Genomic DNA, 16,325 nt, shown 5'->3' on the forward strand with positions numbered 1-16,325 from the left:
CGCCACAGCGGCTGGGCTGATCTCCGGGAGATGCGCACCAATCGAATCTAGCCGTTCATGAGGCCCACTGCCTCTAGGCATATCGCCCTGCGGACAACGCGGCGGCCGCGTCGCGGACCCCAGATCGGTATGAACCGCCGAAGGCGGCGGTGTGCACCAGCCACAGGTGCAGTTGATGCAGCGGGACACGCTCCTGCCAGCCGTCGGCCAGGGGCCATTCCTCCTGGTAGGCGGCGAGGATCGTGTCCAGGTGGGGTGCGCCGCCGAACATCGCGAGTGTGGCCAGGTCGGTCTCCCGATGGCCGCCGTGCGCCGCCGGGTCGACGAGCCACCCCCGGCCGTCGGCCGCCCACAGCAGATTCCCCGGCCACAGGTCGCCGTGGATTCGTGCGGGCGGTTCGCTTCCACCGTACCGATGCAGGGTTTTGATGATCTTCTCGATCGACGCCGAGTCGGAGCTTTCGAGCGCGCCGCGATCAACGGAGATCTTCAGGTACGGGTTGAGCCGCCGCTCCGCGAACCAGGAGGCCCAGGATTCGCCGCGGGTGTTGTCCAGTGGCAGCGGCCCGATGTATCCGGGCAGCTCAGCCCCGAAGGAATCGGCCCCGGACCGGTGCAGCCGGGCCAGTTCGCGGCCGAATCGTTCGGCGGCCGCAGGGGTGGCCGGGCCCGGTTCGACCCATTCCATCGCGAGGATCTCCGGCAGCGCGACCAGCACCTCCGGAACCGGAACCGTCCCGGCCGCCCGCAGCCATTCGAGTCCGGCCGCCTCAGCTGCGAACATGCCGTCCGGCGCCGATCCGGACGGCCACGTTTTCGCGAAGATCGACGCGCCGTCGTCGAGGGTCAGCCGGCTCGCGGAGCAGACTCCCGAGTGCACAGGTGTCTCACGTATGCGTTGATGTGTCAGAAATGTCGGGAGGTGCTCCGGGTGCGCGCGCAGGTACGCCATGTCCACCTCCTTATCTTGCGCTTCCCGTGACGAACGTCTCCATTCCGAGGCAAGATGGCGACATGACCCCTGTCGTAGTGCGGTCGTACCGGCCGAGTGATCACTCCGCGTGCCGGCGTCTGTGGGCCGAGTTGTCCCGCCAGCACAACGAGATGTACGGCGAGCACAGGGACGACGGCGGTGCCGGATTCGAGGAGTACCTGACCAGGCTGGACCTCTCCGGACTGTGGGTCTCCGACCACGCCGACGACGGGGTGATCGGGATGGTCGGCCTGATCATGCGGGGCCGGGCCGGTGAGGTCGACCCGGTCGTCGTGACGATCACGCACCGGCACAAGGGTGTCGGCCGCAAGCTGCTGCAACACGTCGCCGTGGAGGCCAAGCGCCGCAACATGACCGCGCTGACCATCTCCCCCGAGTCGCGCAACATCGAGGCGATCCGCAGCCTGCACGCGGCCGGATACGACGTGGTCTCGTCGATCGAACTGACGATGGACCTGGAACGGCACACCCACCCCTGGCACCACGGCCTGGAGCTGCACGAGTTGCCCTTCCGGTCGTAGAAGCCGCGCACCTGGGGTTCTCTGATCGCAGACTGTGGATGAACCGGCGTGTCGTCCACAGCTGAGCGGCGACGCAGGCGACGCGGGTCGCCGAGCGGCCACGCTGGCCGGCATGAAAGCCGACACCACCATCGTCGTCCGCGATTCCGCCGAGCTCGTCGCGGTCCTGCCGTTCCTGATGGGCTATCACCCGCACGAGGCCGCCGCGCTGGTCGGCATGCGTGGCGGCCGGCTCGACTTCGGCGCGTGCTTCGACCTGCCGCCACCCGACCTCGACGACGCCGACCTGCAGCTCGCGGCGGCGGATGCGGCCGTGACAGCCCTGCGGCAGGCGCCCGATCACGTGGTGATCATCGGCTACGGCCCGCCGGAGCGGGTCACCCACGTGGTTCTGCGGGTCGCCGAGGCGCTGCAGGTGGTCGGGGTCCGGATCAACGACGTCCTCCGCGTGCACGAGGGCCGCTGGTGGTCCTACGCGTGCGACGACCAGGACTGCTGCCCGGCCGAGGGGACACCCTGCCTGCCGCCGGACAGCGCGGTCGCGGCTGAGGCGACCTTCCGCGGCCAGGTGGCCCTGCCCAGCCGCCGTGACCTGGTCGCCCAGCTGTCGCCGGTGGAGGGGCCGGAGCGGGCCGCCATGATCGTCGCCACCGAGCGGGCCCGCAGCCGGTTCGACGGTCTGCTGGACGGGCCCGGGGCCGGCAAGCGGATCCGGCAGGCCGGCCGTCTCGCCGTCCGTGAGGCGGAGAAGCGATATCGCTCCGGTGGGGTCCTCACCGACGCCGAGACGGCCTGGCTCGGGGTGCTGCTGTCCGACCTCGCGGTCGAGGACTACGCCGTCGATCGGACCGGGCCGCACGAGTGGCGGGCCGGCCTCTGGACCGACGTGCTGCGCCGGGTCGAGCCGGTCCACGTCCCGGCCCCGGCCTGCCTGCTCGGCCTCACCGCCTGGCAACTGGGCCGGGGCGCGGTCGCCCGGGTCGCCGTGGACCGGGCTCTGGCGGCGGAGCCCGGCCACGAGTTCGCCGGCATGCTGCATCAACTGCTCGGGTTCGCCATCTCCCCGGAGACGGTGCGCCGGTGGCGGCGATGACCGGCCGGTCAGGGGCGCTCGGTCTCCTGCCGGACCGTCTCCTCGCCGAGGTCCGCGCTGCGCAGGGCGGCGCCCGGCGTCGGGTTGTCGGCGACCTTGTGCAGGGCGGGCACCCGGTCCTCGATCACGAAGGTGGCCCGGGTGTGCGCCGGCGCGCCGGGCGTCGTCACATACGGCAGCACCACGAAGTCGGCGGTCAGCGACTCCGGCGTGATCCGGGTCCGGACGTAACCGCGCTGGTTGTTGTAGAAGCGCAGGTGCGGGTTCCAGGCCGCCCAGCTGTGGTTGCCACCGGGCACGTCGGCCCCGTTGCCGCCGGAGGTGATCGACGAGCACACCAGCTCGGTGCCGACGGACCGCGAGGTCGGGTCGTTCCAGTCCAGTTTGAGCTCGTCGGCCCAGTGCGCGTGCACGTCACCGGTGAGCACCACCGGATTGCGGACGCCGGCGTCCACCCAGCCGCGGGTGATCCGGTCCCGCGACCCCTGGTAACCGTCCCACGAGTCCATGCTGAGCACCTTCTGCGGGCCGGAGTTGTTGTCCCGCTGCCCGAAGAAGACCTGCTGGCCGAGGACGTCCCAGCGGGCGGTGGACCGGTGGAAACCGTCGAGCAGCCACCGCTCCTGTTCGGCGCCGGTGATCGAGCGGGCCGGGTCGGACGCGGCCGGGCAGTCCTTGTAACCGTCGCCGCACCCCTGGTCGTCGCGGTACTGCCGGGTGTCGAGCATGTGGAAGGTGGCCAGCCGGCCCCAGTGCAACCGGCGGTAGAGCTGCATGTCGATGCCCTTCGGGACCGAGGTCCGGCGCAGCGGCATGTTCTCGTAGTACGCCTGGAACGCGGACGCCCGGCGGGTCAGGAAGTTCGGGTCGGGCTGCTCGGGCACCTCGTCGGCCCAGTTGTTCTCGGTCTCGTGGTCGTCCCACACCACCGCCCACGGCGCGGCCGCGTGCGCCGCCTGGAGGTCGAGGTCGGTCTTGTACTGGGCGTGCCGCTGCCGGTAGTTCGCCAGCGTCACCGTCTCCGGGCCCTCGTGGTCGCGCGGGTTGCCGCCGGGGATGTTGTAGGTGTCCGGGGCGTACTCGTACTGGTAGTCGCCCAGGTGCAGGATCAGGTCCGGCGCGTCCTCGGCCAGCCGCCGGTAGGCGGTGAAGTAGCCGTGCTCGAACTGCGAGCAGGACACGAACGCCATCGCCAGCGACGCCTCGCGGGCCCAGCGCGCCGGTGCGGTGCGGGTCCGGCCCACCGGCGAGACGAAGCGCTCGGCCCGGAACCGGTAGAAGAACTCCCGGCCCGGCGTGAGCCCGTCGAGTTCGACGTGCACGCTGTGTGCGCGGTCCGGCCGGGCGTGGGCGACACCCCGGCGGACGATCTTGCGGAACCGTTCGTCGGCGGCGAGTTCCCAGGTCACCGGCACGGTCCGGTACGGCATGCCGCCGAGACCGTCCTCGGCCAGCGGGGTCGGGGCGAGACGGGTCCACAGCACGAAACCGTCAGGCGACGGGTCACCCGACGCGACGCCGAGCGTGAACGGGTCGGTCCGGAGCGGGCCCCGGTACGGCGTGACGGCGCCGGCCAGCGGGATGACGGTGGCGGCGCCGGCCGCCGTGGTCAGCAGGGTACGGCGAGATATCGGCATGCGTCGAAGCGTTCGCGACGCGGGTTAACGACAACTGGTCAGACGGTGACGCGATGAGCCCCGGCATAGATGTTCATCTTCGGTTCGCGGAGGAATCCGACAAGTGTCATGCCGGATTCCTCGGCCAGCTCGACCGCCAGCGTGCTGGGCGCGGACACCGCCGCGAGCAGTGGCAACCCGGCCATCCAGGCCTTCTGGGTGAGCTCGAAACTGGCCCGGCCGGAGACCAGCAGGACGTGCCCGGTCAACGGCAGCCGGCCCTCCCGCAGCGCCCAGCCGAGCACCTTGTCGACCGCGTTGTGCCGGCCCACGTCCTCGCGCAGCACCAGAAGCTCGCCGGTCGCGGTGAACAGGCCGGCCGCGTGCAGGCCACCGGTCCGGTCGAAGGTGCGCTGGGCCGCGCGCAGCTTGGGCGGCAACCCGGCCAGCGTCAGAGCCGGGATCGCCATCGGGTCGGCGGCCACGTCGAACCGCGACCTGGTCCGCACCGCGTCGATGCTCGCCTTCCCGCACACCCCGCACGAACTGGTGGTGTAGAAGTTGCGGCTCGGATCGGTCACCGGCGGCGGCACCGACGGATCGAGGACCACATCCACCACGTTGTACGTGTTCGGCGTATCGGTGCCGGCGCAGAGCTGTGCCGTCGTCACGTCCGACGCCTCGCCGATGATGCCCTCGCTGAGCAGGAACCCCATCGCGAGATCGATGTCGTGGCCGGGTGTGCGCATGGTCACTGCCAGCGGCCGCTTGCGCACCCGGATCTCCAGCGGCTCCTCGGCGGCCAGGTGATCCTGGCGGCTACGCCTGCCGGAGGGCGCTGTGACATCGACTGTCACCACCGTGCGGCGACCCGCGGACCTGCTCATAGCGGGAGCTTACGGGGTCCCCCGAAGGCGTCGAACCGAGCGCGTGGTCACACCCGCCACCCGCTCGGGATACGGTACTCACGTGGGGGGATTCGCGGCGGTGGTCTTGGCCGGTGGTGCGGCACGGCGAATGGGTGGTGCCGACAAGCCGACCCTTACCGTTGCCGGCCAGTCGATGCTGACCCGGGTGCTGGCGGCGGTGCACGACGCCGACCCCCGTGTGGTGGTCGGGCGAATACCCGCTGACTTCCCGGTTCCGGTGCACGTCACACGTGAGGAACCCGCTGGTGGTGGCCCGGTCGCGGCCGCCTCGGCAGGGCTGGCCCTGGTGCCCGCGCACGTCACCTTCACCGCCCTGCTCGCCGCTGACCTGCCGTTGCTGACCGGCGAGGCGGTCGACGTCCTGCGGCTCACGCTGGAGTCGGCGCCGATGGAGGGCGCGGTCTATCGAGACACCGACGGGCACCTCCAGACGCTCTGCGGGGTGTGGCGGACCGCCGGGCTGCGCGCCGCGCTCGACCGGGTCGCCGAGTCCCGTGGCGGGCTGCACGGCGCGCCGGTGCGGGCGCTGCTCGAGCATGCCCGGGTGGCCGAGGTGTCCTGGCGACGGCCGGGGCCGCCGCCCTGGTTCGACTGCGACACCGATGACGATCTGCGCACCGCGGAGGAGTGGGCCCGATGAGCGAGATGGACGACTGGGTCGCCGAGGTCAGTGCCGAGCTGGGGCTGGGCGGGGCGGTGGTGCCGGTGAAGCAGGTGCTCGACGTGGCTCGAGATGTGGCGCACAACGTCCTGCGGCCGGGGGCGCCGGTTTCGGCGTACCTTCTCGGGCTCGCCGTCGGCGCCGGCGCTGACCCGGCCGAAGCCGCCGCCAAGATCAGCGCCCTGGCCCTCCGGAAAGCCGAGCCCAGCGCCTGAGTTCGAGGGTTCCACCCTGGACATTCGAGATAGGGATGGGACGGCCGTCCACGGCCCGTCGTCGCTCGATAGGGTGACGGGAACGGAGGTGCGATCATGACGGCAGAAGGCGCCGCGGGCGAGACATACGAGGGCGTGCTGCTCGACGAGCCGACCACGGCCGATCTACGGGCCAAGGTCACCCAGGCGTGGCGTGAGTTCGCCAGTGCGCTGGCCGGGCTGCTGCCGACGCTGGCCCCGGGGTCGTATGTCGATCTCACCCTCGATCCCACCGCCTCCGGCACCGGCACCGCGGTCTACTCGGTGAGCATCCGGGTGCTGGCCGACGGCGTCGTCGAGGCGCTCGCGGTCGGTAACGCGGCTCTCCCCCAGGAGTACCGGATGGACCGGGCGGCCGTCGCCGACCTGGTCGCGCTCGGCTGGTCGCCGCCGGGTGTGCTGGCCGGGTCGGGTGACTCGTTCGGCATGCGCACCACGCAGGACAAGGTCAGCCCGCTGGCCACCGCCGTCACCCGGACCCTGCGTGACGTCTACGGCGCCCCGCACCCGGCGTTCCTGGTCTACCTCGTGCACGACGACGAGGACGAGCCGATCGACGCCAGCCCGCTGGGCACCGCCCGGCACGAGCCGAGCATCGAGCTCGCCCTCGACGCGCTCGACGACGAGGACGCTCTGGAGCGGGCTCTGGCCGGCGTCACCGAGGACGTGGTGCCGCTGGACGAGCGGGTTCGCACGGTCGTCGCGACCATGTCCAAGACCACGATCGATCAGCTCCAGGTGGACGCCGACGGTGACATCGGCATCCGGGCCGGCTCGGCGATGGTCTTCGTCCGGGTGCGCGACAACCCGCCCCTGGTCGACGTCTTCTCGCCGATCCTCACCGAGGTCGAGCCGACCGAGCAGCTCTACGTGAAGCTGTCCGAGCTGACCAACCGCATGCCGATCGGCCGCCTCTACTGCGCGCAGGACACGGTGTGGGCGTCGATCCCGGTGTTCGGTCGCAATTTCCAGCCCACCCACCTGATGCTGGCGGTCCAGGTGATGACGGGGCTCGCCGACGAGCTCGACGACCGGCTGCACGGCGAGTTCGGTGGCAAGCGGTTCTTCGGTGAGGGCGACAAGCCGGCAGCTCCGAAGGTCGAGGACGACGAGGGCCACCGCCCGGGGATGTATCTCTAGTCGCCGACCGGTGGGGCCGGGATCGCGGTCGGTGTCTCGACCAGCCGCGACAGCACCACCATGCTGCGGGTGGACGTCACGAACGGCTCCGCCCGCAGCCGCTCCAGCGCCTGTTCGAGGTGCCCGATGTCGGCGGCCCGCAGGTGCACGAGAGCGTCCGCCTGCCCGGAGACGGTGTAGGCGCCGACCACTTCGGGGTGCCGCCGGGTGGCCACCGTGATCTGGGCCGGGGTGGTCCGCCCGGTGCAGAACAGCTCCACGAACGCCTCAGTCGTCCAGCCCACGGCGGACGGTTCGATGACGGCTGTGAATCCCTTGATCACCCCGCTGGACCGCAATCGATCGACGCGCCTCTTCACGGCGGGGGCGGACAGCGAGACCTTCGCACCGATCTCGGCATACGAAGCGCGGGCATCGGCGACGAGTAACGCAATGATTCGCTGGTCGACGGCGTCCATCTGCAACGATTCGCCTCCGAAGAGCAAGATTTAGAGCTGTTTGCTGCAACGCAGCCTACCTACTCTTTAACCTCATGAGCTACATGGAGCGCTTGCCGCGAAACAGGACATATCTGATGTGTCCCCCTGAGCATTTCACGGTCGAGTACGCCATCAACCCCTGGATGGACACCACTGTCGCGGTCGATGCCGGCCTCGCGCTGAAGCAGTGGGAGCAGCTCCGCACCACCCTCACCGGCCTCGGTCACGTCGTGCACGTCCTCGACCCGGAGCCCGGCCTGCCGGACATGGTCTACTCCGCGAACGGCGCCTTCTCCGTCGACGGCACCGTCTACGGTGCCCGGTTCAAGTACCCCCAGCGCTCCGCCGAGGCCGTCGCCCACCAGGCGTTCTACCTGGCCGCCGAGAGCTGGAAGTTCGTCGCTCCGGAGCAGGTCAACGAGGGTGAGGGCGACTTCGCCTACCTGCCCGGCGCCTACGGCGGCATCGTGCTGGCCGGCTACGGCTTCCGAACCGACCCGGCCGCCCACGCCGAGGCCCAGGAGGCACTCGGTCGCCCGGTGGTCTCGCTGCGCCTGGTCGACCCGGCTTTCTACCACCTGGACACCGCGCTGGCCGCCCTCGACGACAGGCACGTCACGTACTACCCAGGTGCCTTCTCGCCGGCTTCGCAGCGGGTGCTGGCTCAGCTCTTCCCGGACGCGGTGCTCGCCGACCGCGAGGACGCCGAGGCCTTCGGCCTCAACCTCGTCAGCGACGGCCGGCATGTGATCCTCAACACCGAAGCTGTCGCCATGGGCCACAAGGTGCGCGACGCCGGATACCTCCCGGTTCACGTGGATCTATCGGAACTCAAGCGCGGCGGCGGAAGCGTGAAATGCGCCGTCGCGGAACTACGGCCCTGAACCACCAACCACACGAGCATCGCTCGAAGCCGTGCGCAAAGATGGATCGCATGACCGACGACACCCGCACCACTGAGCACAAGGAAGACGGCTCCGTCATCGTCGTGGGCCCCGACGGCCGCCCCATGGGCACGGTCGAAGCGGACGGCTCGCTCACCCCGGAGGAGCCGGGCAACCTCATCGAGCAGCCGGCGAAGGTCATGCGCATCGGCAGCATGATCAAGCAGCTGCTCGAGGAGGTGCGGGCCGCGCCGCTCGACGAGGCCAGCCGAGGCCGCCTGCGGGAGATCCACCAGCGTTCCATCGCCGAGCTCGAGGACGGCCTCGCCCCCGAGCTCCGCGAGGAGCTGGAGCGCCTCTCGCTGCCATTCGAGGGTGAGACCCCGCCGAGCGAGTCCGAGCTGCGGATCGCGCAGGCTCAGCTGGTCGGCTGGCTGGAGGGCCTCTTCCACGGCATCCAGGCCGCCCTCGTCGCCCAGCAGATGGCCGCCCGCCTCCAGCTGGAGCAGATGCGCGGCGGCGTCCCGGGCCGCCCGGCCCTGCCGGTCGGCGGCGTCATCCCCGGCAAGAACGGCCAGTCCGACATCCTCGGAAATACAGGTCAATACCTCTGATTTCGTACGGCCATCGGCCCCACCGAATCGACCCCGTCCCGTAGTACCCGCGCGACGCAGGCGACACTCGCGGCCCAAGCGCGCCCGCCGGGCTGTTGCGGTGTGAGTCAGCGCACACGATCGCCGATCGTGGTCTCCCACCGTTGTTGCAGCAGAGGCAAACGCACACGCTGGGCCGATCGTGAGCGTTCATCCACGCCGGGGCGATGATAGAAGCACGCACAACGCCAACGTGTGCTCCTGTCATCGCTACGGCTGTGCCGAACCGCGACCGGGTGGACGGCTGTGCCGAACCGCGACCGGGTGGACGGCTGTGCCGAACCGGGAGCGGGTGGCCAGGGTGCCCGGTCCGGGCTAGAACGCAGAGCCGCGTCGGGTGCAGTAAGTCGGCACCGTCGGATCAGCCCGGCGGACGCGTTTCGGCCGGGAGTGGCGTCGGCGTCGCGTGGCAGCTCCGGGGCGGGGTGGATTCGGCGGGCGAAGTGGCCGTACCGAATCAGAGGTTGAAGAGGGACGACAGGTAATCGGCGACGCCATCGGCATCGTTTGTGCCGGTGACGTCGTCGGCCACCGCGTGCAGCGCCGGGTGGGCGTTGCCGACGGCGACCCCGCGACCGGCCCAGCTCAGCAGCGGAAGGTCGTTGGGCATGTCGCCGAAGGCGACGACCTGGTCGGCGGTGATGCCGGCGCGTTCGCAATACCAGGCGAGGCCGGCCGCTTTCGTCACGCCGGCCGCGGAGATCTCCACGAGCGCGGACGACGACGAACGGGTGGCCTCGGCCCGGTCACCGAGTGTGCGGCTGACCAGGGCCAGGAAGTCGTCGGGATCGGCGGTCGAGGAGCGGGCCAGCAGTTTGACCGCGGGGGCCGAGGTCAGCTCCTCGGGGGAGGCGATCACCCGCACCGAGTGGTCGTGCTCCCAGCGGATCGTCCAGGTGTCCTCGTGGAGGAAGGCGCGCCCGTCCTCCACCTCGACGGCCAGCGAGATGTCCGGCACCGTGTCACGCAGCGTCTTGGTGACCTCGAGCAGCAGCTCGACGGGGAGCGGCGACGCCCGCAGAACCTCGTCGGTGTGTGGGTCGTAGATCACCGCACCGTTGGCGCAGACCGCGGGAAGCGGGCCCGGCAGCTGGTCGTAGAGCTGAGCCAGCCAGCGCAGCGGCCGCCCGGTCACCAGGAGCAGCGGAACCGGAAGCCGGCCCCAGAACATCGAGAGTGCGCGGGCTGAGAGTGCGCTCGCTGGTGATCAGCGTGCCATCGATGTCGGACGCGACCAACCGGAAAGATCCCATCACCTCGACAATAGCCGGTCCAGGTAGACCGCCACCCCGTCCTGGTCATTGGTGAGCGTCACATCATCGGCCGCCGCGAGCAGCGTCGGATGGGCGTTGGCGACGGCCACCCGCCCCCAGCCGGCCCACGCGAACATCGGCAGGTCGTTGGGCATGTCGCCGAAGACCAGCACGTCCGACGGGTCGACGCCGACGGATTCGGCGACCACCGACAGGCCGGTGCCCTTGTCGACGTCGGCCGGGCAGATCTCCACGTAGTCGAGGCCGGCCTGGGTGACGGTGGCGAGGTCGGCCGGCACCACCCGGTGGGCGAGGGCCAGCAACTCGTCGACGTCGAGCCGGAACGACCTGGCGAACGCCTTGATCACCTCGCCGGTCAGGCACTCGGCGCGGGTCCGGGACTCGACGGTGACCGGGTAGCGCCAGGTCGGATCGTAGTCACCCCAGAGCGGGGCGTCGTCGTGCTCCAGCGCCTCGAACATGACCGAGAGCGGGCCGGCCACCGACTCGAGCGCGCCGAGGGCCTCGCCGAGCGCCCGGCCGGGCATGCGGGCCTGCCGCAGGTAGGTCGAGTCGGCCAGGTCGAGCACCCAGCCGCCCTGCGCGAGCACCAGGAAGTCGGCGACGCGGATGTCGTTACGGGTGAGTGAGGTGAGGCGGGGGCCGCGGCCGGTGGCGGCGACGATCCGGATGCCGGCCGCGCGGACCCGGTCGAGAACCTCATGGGTGTACGCCGAGACGGTGTCGTCACTGCGAACGAGTGTGCCGTCCAGATCTGTGGCGATCAGCTTGGGGAGCCCAGGCTTCATCGAAACCTCCGGTGGGTCTGCTGACCCCCGCGGAGTACGGAAGGAGAACGGTACACCCGATCGGCTACCAGCATCTATGACATCTGGTAGCCGACCGGTTGCCAGTCGATTAAGCGGGTTCGAGGACGTCGCGCCCGCCGAGGAACGGCTGGAGCGCCTTCGGCACCCGCACCGAACCGTCCGGCTGCTGGTGGTTCTCCAGGATCGGGATGAGCCAGCGGGTCGTCGCGAGAGTCCCGTTCAGCGTGGCGGCGATCTGCGGTTTACCGTTCTCGTCCCGGTAACGCACGTTGAGACGGCGGGCCTGGAAGGTGGTCGTGTTCGACGTCGAGGTGACCTCGCGGTACCGCTGCTGCGACGGCACCCACGCCTCGCAGTCGAACTTGCGGACCGCGCTCGACCCGAGGTCACCGGCCGCCACGTCGATCACCCGGTACGGGATCTCGACCTTGGCCAGCATCTCCTCCTCCATCGCGAGCAGCCGCTGGTGCTCCTCGGCGGCGTCCTCGGGACGGCAGAACGAGAACATCTCCACCTTGTCGAACTGGTGCACACGCAGGATGCCGCGCACGTCCTTGCCGTGCGAGCCGGCCTCCCGCCGGTAACACGACGACCAGCCCGCGTAGCGCCGCGGCCCGTCGAGGTCGAGGATCTCGTTCGAGTGGTACGCCGCGAGCGCGACCTCCGAGGTCCCGACCAGGTAAAGGTCGTCAGCCGGCAGGTGGTAGACCTCGCTGGCGTGGGCCCCCAGGTAGCCGGTGCCCTCCATCGACTCCGGCCGGACCAGGGTCGGCGTGATCGACGGGATGAACCCGTGCTCGACCGCCTGCTGGATGGCCAGCTGGAGCATGCCGAGCTGGAGCAGCGCGCCCACCCCGGTGAGGAAGTAGAACCGCGACCCGGACACCTTCGCGCCACGCTCGGTGTCGATCGCGCGCAGCGCCTCACCGATCTCCAGGTGGTCTTTCGGCGCCGCGATCTGCGGTTTGTCGCCGACCTCACGCAGCACGACGAAATCGTCCTCGCCGCCGGGCGGTGCGCCTTCCACCACGTTCGACACGGCCAGGTGCGCCCGCTTGAGCACCTGCTCCGCCTCACTCGCGGCGGCCTCGGCCGCCTTCACTTCAACGGCGAGGTCTTTGGTACGGGCCAGCAGCGCCGCCCGCTCGTCCCCGGATGCCTTGGCGACCTCTTTGCCGATGGACTTCTGCTCGGCCCGGACGGTCTCGAACCGCTGGGTGCTGGCCCGGCGCTCCTCGTCGGCACGCAGCAGAGCATCCACGAGCTCGGTGGACTCACCGCGCAGCCGCTGGCTGGCGCGGATCAGGTCGGGGTCTTCACGAAGCAGACGCAGGTCAATCACGGTTGTCGAGCCTACCGGCGACCCGGTCCGATCAGCACACGGATATCCCCCGGTGTCACGATCGGTGCGGCTGGTCCAGCTCGCCGGGAAGCGATGCGAACGGTGTGGTCGGCGTGATGGTCATGTCCAGAGCGTCGTCGACCTCGGTGACCTGCGGTTCCGGCTCGTCTTTCGGCGCCGGGGCACGGGGCGGCATCCAGAGCGCCGCCAGCGCGAGACCGACGGCGGCCAGCGCACACCACATGCCCCGGCCGTGTGCGGTGCGCATCGAGTCGGCCTGGGTGACATTGAAGGCCATCAGATATTTGGGCATCAGCGCGCTCGTCTCGTTGAGGTGCTGCACCAGCGCCAGGAGCAGCGCGAGCAGGACACCGCCGGCGGCGAGACCGGCCACTTTCGCATACGCCCGGCCGGGCGCCGGCCCGAACAGGGTGAGCACCACCGCGACGGTCAGCAGCAGGAGCCCGACCAGATAGCCGGCGCCCAGCCCGCCGAGATCGAGGAGGTTGGCGAACAGCACCCGCTCCTCGGGCAGCGGCTCACCGTCGATGCCCACGTCCCGGATGGTGGTGCTCTGCCACTCGGAGATCAGCGATCCGAAGGCCGCGACCGCGCCGAGCCCGGCGACCAGCCCGGGCAGCCGCCTGTCTCGTCCCAGGTCACGAAAGATCGTCCGCTGGGGCTTCTCGTTGCCACCGAAGGTGATCACGGACTCCGCCATGCCGTCCATGATGACCCCTCGCCCGGTCTGCGGACCAACGGGCGGCATATCGGATAGCGTTCTGCACATGCCTATTCGTTCTTCTTCAGCCCGCTGGGAAGGGAACCTCATCGAGGGTTCCGGCACCGTCAAGACCGGCAAGGGTGGCCTCTCCGGCGCCTACTCCTTCAAGTCGCGTTTCGAGGAGGGCGAGGGGACCAACCCCGAGGAACTGATCGCGGCCGCGCACGCCGGCTGCTACTCGATGGCCTTCTCCAAGGGCCTCGCCGACGCCGGCTTCACGCCGACCTCGGTGGAGACCGTGGCGAAGGTCCACCTGGACAAGACCGACGCCGGGTTCGGCGTCACCCGCATCGACCTGGAGACGGTCGGCGATGTCCCCGGCATCGACGACGCGAAGTTCCAGGAGCTCGCCGAGTCGGCCAAGGAGAACTGCCCGATCTCGCGGCTGCTGAAGCCGGGCGCCGAGATCAGCCTGGTCGCGAAGCTCGCCTGAGCACTGCCCGGCGCGGCCCCGGGTGGCCGCGCCGGGAACCCGGGCACAATGGGTTGTGTGCCGGTCGATATGAGTCCTGAACGTTTCGAGGAGTTGGTGGGCGAGGCGCTCGACGAGGTGCCCGTCGAGTTGATGTCGCTCATGAACAACGTGGTGTTCCTGGTCGAGGATCTGCCGCCGGGTGGCGGAGACGACCTCCTGGGGCTGTATGAGGGGACCGCGCTGACCGAGCGCGGGTGGGACTACGCGGGCTCGTTGCCCGACCGGATCACCATCTTCCGGCTGCCGACGCTCAAGATCTGCGACTCCGAGGAGGACGTGGTCGACGAGGTCGCCGTGACCGTGGTGCACGAGATCGCCCACCATTTCGGCATCGAGGAGCACCGCCTCCACGAGCTCGGCTGGGGCTGATGCCCGGCGAGCGGGCCAGTCGGGGCGAGCGGGCGGTTGGGGGCGAGCGGTCAGTCGCCGGTGCGCAGACCGGCCAGCCAGGCCGCTGAGTCGGCGAAGTCGCCGTCGGACAGGCCGGGCGGCGCCGCCACCGGTGGCTCCGGCTGGAGGCGGTGTTTCGGGTAACTGCCGAGGAAACGGACCTCGGCGCAGATGCGCCGCAGACCCTGCATGGCCTCGCCGACGCGGGCCTCGGCGACGTGACCGGTGCAGTCGAGGAAGAACACATACGTCCCCAGCTGCTCCCCGGTCGGCCGGGACTCGATCCGGGACAGGTTGACGCCGCGCACAGCCAGCTCGGTGAGCACCGCGAGAAGCGCGCCGACCTGGTCGTGCCGGATCGACACGGCCAGCGAGGTGACGTCGTCGCCGGTCGGCGCGGTCGGCGCCCCGGGCCGGGTGAGCAGGGCGAAGCGGGTGACCGCCTCGGCCCGGTCGGCGACCTTCTCGGCGAGCACTGCGAGATTGTTGCGGCCCACCCCGATCGGGGCGCACAGGGCGGCGTCGTACTCACCGGACGCGGCGTGGATCGCGGCGGCCGCGTTGGAGAGCACGTCGACGACCACCGCGTCCGGCACGTTGGCCTGGAGCCAGTGCCGGCACTGCGCGGAGGCCTGTGGGTGCGCGGCGATCGAACGGATCGCGGCGAGCGGTGTGAGCGCCCGGGCGGCGAGCACGAACTCGACGGGCAGCAGCACCTCGCGCGTGATCATCAGCGGGCTGCCGGTGATCAGCTCGTCGAGGGTGACCGGGACGGCGCCGCCCACCGAATTCTCCAGGGGGACGAGCGCGGCGTCGGCCTCACCGGCACGGACCGCCTCCAGGGCCTCGGGCACGCTGCGCGCCGGGGTCCGGATCCCGTGCTCGGCGGCCGGGATGGTGCGGAGGGCGGCCTCGGTGAAGGTGCCCTCGGGGCCGAGGTAGGCGAAGCGGGTGGGCGGCGTACCGGGCATCTTCGAAAGTCTAGTCGTCAGGAACCGCAGGCCATCGCGCGGATTCCGGCCGGCGCCCGTTTCTTGACCGTCGGGTTGCACACGTCGGTGCCGACGGTGACCAGCTCCAGCGTGGCGCCGGCGCCGGTGGCGACCACGGACAGCGGCTCGGCCCCGGTCATCCCGATCGTGGTGAAGCTCCAGCCACCCGCGCAGTACGGCCCGTCGAGCACGTTCACGTTCTCGTCCGGGACGGCCGGGCTGGTCTTGGCCAGGGTGACGATCTGCGCTCCGGTCGGCTCGCCGGTGCACCGCGGCGCATAGGACGGCGTCGGCCCGGTCGGGGTGGTGGGCGTCGTGGTGGTCGGCCGGCCGGTCGTGGGCGTCGGGTACGTGTAGGTCGGATACGTGTACGTCGGGGTGGCCACCGGCGGCGCCGAGTAGATCGGCGGCGGGGGCAGGCCACCGGCCGGGGCGCTGCCCGCGGGCACACTGCCTCCGGCGCGGGGCAGCGGCGGAGAGGTCGGCAGGGGCTCGGGTGGGGCGCCGCAGGCACTCAGGAGCAGCAGGCCGGCGGCCAGCACGAGGAGATGTGTGCGGGGGGACACGCGCTCATGGTAGGAGCTGAATTGTCAGCTGGCGATCCGATGCCCGGCGGCGGTGAGCGTGTTGACCGCCTCGGTGAGCCGGACCGCGGGCACGAGCAGGTAATCCGTGTCGTAGGTCGAGAAGGTCACGATGTTGACGCGGGCCTCGGCGAGCGGCCCGACCAGGGAGGCGAGCACCCCGGTCATGGCCAGGTTGAGGTCGGCCACGCGCAGACATCGCCACGCCGTGTCGGCCTCGGCGTCAGCGGGCACCCGGTCGTTGGGGCAGATGACCGAGAGCTCGTCGACACCCCAGGTCACCGAGATGACGCTCTTGTCGTCCGGACCTGAGGTGAGCGTGGCGGGCAGGGTCGAGCCGGCGGGAAGCCGACACACCGCGTATTCACCCGGTAACAGGTCTAGATCGAGCATGTTCGCAGACTACGTTGCGGATCTGTAACGTCCAACGGTTGCCGCGTGCGGTAAACGA

19 protein-coding genes and 1 pseudogene are annotated in these 16,325 nt (G+C 70.5%); 9 read left to right on the forward strand and 11 right to left on the reverse strand.

Annotated features, from left to right (window positions below; translation table 11 throughout):
• Positions 1-73: 73 nt before the first annotated feature.
• Complete coding sequence (locus tag AB0E94_RS07635; protein ID WP_360323644.1) at positions 74-958, reverse strand: fructosamine kinase family protein; 885 nt, start codon at positions 956-958, stop codon at positions 74-76.
• Positions 959-1,014: 56 nt separating this feature from the next.
• Between AB0E94_RS07635 and AB0E94_RS07640 the strand changes: the two genes are divergently transcribed.
• Complete coding sequence (locus AB0E94_RS07640; RefSeq protein ID WP_360323646.1) at positions 1,015-1,515, forward strand: GNAT family N-acetyltransferase; 501 nt, start codon at positions 1,015-1,017, stop codon at positions 1,513-1,515.
• 112 nt (positions 1,516-1,627) lie between these two features.
• Positions 1,628-2,608 (forward strand): DUF4192 domain-containing protein, encoded by a 981-nt coding sequence (locus AB0E94_RS07645; protein ID WP_360323648.1) that lies wholly within the window; start codon positions 1,628-1,630, stop codon positions 2,606-2,608.
• A gap of 8 nt (positions 2,609-2,616) precedes the next feature.
• Here the strand turns inward: AB0E94_RS07645 and AB0E94_RS07650 are convergent, their stop codons facing one another.
• Entirely contained in the window at positions 2,617-4,245 is a 1,629-nt protein-coding gene (locus AB0E94_RS07650) for an alkaline phosphatase D family protein (RefSeq protein WP_360323650.1), read from the reverse strand.
• 38 nt (positions 4,246-4,283) lie between these two features.
• Entirely contained in the window at positions 4,284-5,111 is an 828-nt protein-coding gene (gene fdhD / locus AB0E94_RS07655) for a formate dehydrogenase accessory sulfurtransferase FdhD (RefSeq protein WP_360323652.1), read from the reverse strand.
• 82 nt (positions 5,112-5,193) lie between these two features.
• On the opposite strand from fdhD, the gene AB0E94_RS07660 reads away from it, so the two are divergent.
• From AB0E94_RS07660 to AB0E94_RS07670, 3 genes are all read left to right on the forward strand, one after another.
• The gene (locus AB0E94_RS07660; RefSeq protein WP_317789442.1) at positions 5,194-5,793 is read left to right on the forward strand and encodes an NTP transferase domain-containing protein; all 600 of its coding nucleotides are present in this window, start codon (positions 5,194-5,196) and stop codon (positions 5,791-5,793) included.
• Positions 5,790-6,029, forward strand: a complete 240-nt coding sequence (locus AB0E94_RS07665; protein ID WP_360323654.1) for a DUF6457 domain-containing protein — start codon at positions 5,790-5,792, stop codon at positions 6,027-6,029. Before AB0E94_RS07660 ends, AB0E94_RS07665 begins: the two co-directional genes overlap by 4 nt.
• A 96-nt stretch (positions 6,030-6,125) precedes the next feature.
• Positions 6,126-7,208, forward strand: a complete 1,083-nt coding sequence (locus AB0E94_RS07670; RefSeq protein ID WP_360323656.1) for a hypothetical protein — start codon at positions 6,126-6,128, stop codon at positions 7,206-7,208.
• Here the strand turns inward: AB0E94_RS07670 and AB0E94_RS07675 are convergent.
• Complete coding sequence (locus tag AB0E94_RS07675) at positions 7,205-7,672, reverse strand: Lrp/AsnC family transcriptional regulator (RefSeq protein WP_360323658.1); 468 nt, start codon at positions 7,670-7,672, stop codon at positions 7,205-7,207. The genes AB0E94_RS07670 and AB0E94_RS07675 overlap by 4 nt on opposite strands.
• Positions 7,673-7,740: 68 nt before the next feature.
• On the opposite strand from AB0E94_RS07675, the gene ddaH reads away from it, so the two are divergent.
• Together ddaH and AB0E94_RS07685 are read left to right on the forward strand one after the other, a co-directional pair.
• Complete coding sequence (gene ddaH / locus AB0E94_RS07680) at positions 7,741-8,571, forward strand: dimethylargininase (RefSeq protein ID WP_360323660.1); 831 nt, start codon at positions 7,741-7,743, stop codon at positions 8,569-8,571.
• Positions 8,572-8,621: 50 nt separating this feature from the next.
• Complete coding sequence (locus AB0E94_RS07685) at positions 8,622-9,185, forward strand: bacterial proteasome activator family protein (RefSeq protein WP_360323662.1); 564 nt, start codon at positions 8,622-8,624, stop codon at positions 9,183-9,185.
• A 496-nt stretch (positions 9,186-9,681) separates the two neighbouring features.
• Here the strand turns inward: AB0E94_RS07685 and AB0E94_RS07690 are convergent.
• The 4 genes and pseudogenes from AB0E94_RS07690 to AB0E94_RS07705 form a co-directional block, all read right to left on the reverse strand.
• A pseudogene (locus AB0E94_RS07690) lies at positions 9,682-10,477 on the reverse strand (HAD family hydrolase).
• Positions 10,477-11,286, reverse strand: coding sequence for an HAD-IIB family hydrolase (locus AB0E94_RS07695; RefSeq protein WP_360323664.1), 810 nt, complete (start codon positions 11,284-11,286; stop codon positions 10,477-10,479). Before AB0E94_RS07695 ends, AB0E94_RS07690 begins: the two are co-directional and overlap by 1 nt.
• 109 nt (positions 11,287-11,395) lie before the next feature.
• Complete coding sequence (gene serS, locus AB0E94_RS07700; protein WP_360323666.1) at positions 11,396-12,649, reverse strand: serine--tRNA ligase; 1,254 nt, start codon at positions 12,647-12,649, stop codon at positions 11,396-11,398.
• Between the two features lie 55 nt (positions 12,650-12,704).
• Positions 12,705-13,370 carry a hypothetical protein gene (locus AB0E94_RS07705; RefSeq protein ID WP_360323668.1) on the reverse strand — a complete coding sequence of 222 codons (666 nt, stop codon included), beginning with the start codon at positions 13,368-13,370 and terminating at the stop codon, positions 12,705-12,707.
• A gap of 67 nt (positions 13,371-13,437) precedes the next feature.
• Here AB0E94_RS07705 and AB0E94_RS07710 point away from each other — a divergent pair, with 67 nt between their 5' ends.
• The gene (locus AB0E94_RS07710; protein ID WP_360323670.1) at positions 13,438-13,866 is read left to right on the forward strand and encodes an OsmC family protein; all 429 of its coding nucleotides are present in this window, start codon (positions 13,438-13,440) and stop codon (positions 13,864-13,866) included.
• Positions 13,867-13,923: 57 nt separating this feature from the next.
• Positions 13,924-14,277, forward strand: a complete 354-nt coding sequence (locus AB0E94_RS07715) for a metallopeptidase family protein (RefSeq protein WP_360323672.1) — start codon at positions 13,924-13,926, stop codon at positions 14,275-14,277.
• Positions 14,278-14,327: 50 nt separating this feature from the next.
• Here the strand turns inward: AB0E94_RS07715 and pheA are convergent, their stop codons facing one another.
• The 3 genes from pheA to AB0E94_RS07730 are packed head-to-tail and all read right to left on the reverse strand — an operon-like array spanning position 14,328 to position 16,267.
• On the reverse strand, positions 14,328-15,269 hold the full coding sequence (gene pheA / locus AB0E94_RS07720) for a prephenate dehydratase (protein ID WP_360323674.1): 942 nt from the start codon (positions 15,267-15,269) through the stop codon (positions 14,328-14,330).
• Positions 15,270-15,286: 17 nt separating this feature from the next.
• Entirely contained in the window at positions 15,287-15,856 is a 570-nt protein-coding gene (locus AB0E94_RS07725) for a hypothetical protein (protein ID WP_360323676.1), read from the reverse strand.
• Between the two features lie 24 nt (positions 15,857-15,880).
• The gene (locus tag AB0E94_RS07730; protein WP_317789457.1) at positions 15,881-16,267 is read right to left on the reverse strand and encodes an ACT domain-containing protein; all 387 of its coding nucleotides are present in this window, start codon (positions 16,265-16,267) and stop codon (positions 15,881-15,883) included.
• Positions 16,268-16,325: the final 58 nt, after the last annotated feature.

The organism is Actinoplanes sp. NPDC026670, assembly GCF_040638175.1.
In the GTDB taxonomy this organism is placed as follows: Bacteria; Actinomycetota; Actinomycetes; order Mycobacteriales; family Micromonosporaceae; genus Actinoplanes.

What these genes read in the sequence shown, in the direction of transcription:
- AB0E94_RS07670 (WP_360323656.1), top strand. Translation starts at nt 6,126, where the DNA reads ATGACGGCAGAAGGCGCCGCGGGCGAGACATACGAGGGCGTGCTGCTC.
- AB0E94_RS07705 (WP_360323668.1), bottom strand. Translation starts at nt 13,370, where the DNA reads ATGGCGGAGTCCGTGATCACCTTCGGTGGCAACGAGAAGCCCCAGCGG.
- AB0E94_RS07650 (WP_360323650.1), bottom strand. Translation starts at nt 4,245, where the DNA reads ATGCCGATATCTCGCCGTACCCTGCTGACCACGGCGGCCGGCGCCGCC.
- fdhD (WP_360323652.1), bottom strand. Translation starts at nt 5,111, where the DNA reads ATGAGCAGGTCCGCGGGTCGCCGCACGGTGGTGACAGTCGATGTCACA.
- AB0E94_RS07685 (WP_360323662.1), top strand. Translation starts at nt 8,622, where the DNA reads ATGACCGACGACACCCGCACCACTGAGCACAAGGAAGACGGCTCCGTC.
- AB0E94_RS07710 (WP_360323670.1), top strand. Translation starts at nt 13,438, where the DNA reads ATGCCTATTCGTTCTTCTTCAGCCCGCTGGGAAGGGAACCTCATCGAG.
- AB0E94_RS07695 (WP_360323664.1), bottom strand. Translation starts at nt 11,286, where the DNA reads ATGAAGCCTGGGCTCCCCAAGCTGATCGCCACAGATCTGGACGGCACA.
- AB0E94_RS07645 (WP_360323648.1), top strand. Translation starts at nt 1,628, where the DNA reads ATGAAAGCCGACACCACCATCGTCGTCCGCGATTCCGCCGAGCTCGTC.
- ddaH (WP_360323660.1), top strand. Translation starts at nt 7,741, where the DNA reads ATGAGCTACATGGAGCGCTTGCCGCGAAACAGGACATATCTGATGTGT.
- AB0E94_RS07665 (WP_360323654.1), top strand. Translation starts at nt 5,790, where the DNA reads ATGAGCGAGATGGACGACTGGGTCGCCGAGGTCAGTGCCGAGCTGGGG.
- pheA (WP_360323674.1), bottom strand. Translation starts at nt 15,269, where the DNA reads ATGCCCGGTACGCCGCCCACCCGCTTCGCCTACCTCGGCCCCGAGGGC.
- AB0E94_RS07730 (WP_317789457.1), bottom strand. Translation starts at nt 16,267, where the DNA reads ATGCTCGATCTAGACCTGTTACCGGGTGAATACGCGGTGTGTCGGCTT.
- AB0E94_RS07640 (WP_360323646.1), top strand. Translation starts at nt 1,015, where the DNA reads ATGACCCCTGTCGTAGTGCGGTCGTACCGGCCGAGTGATCACTCCGCG.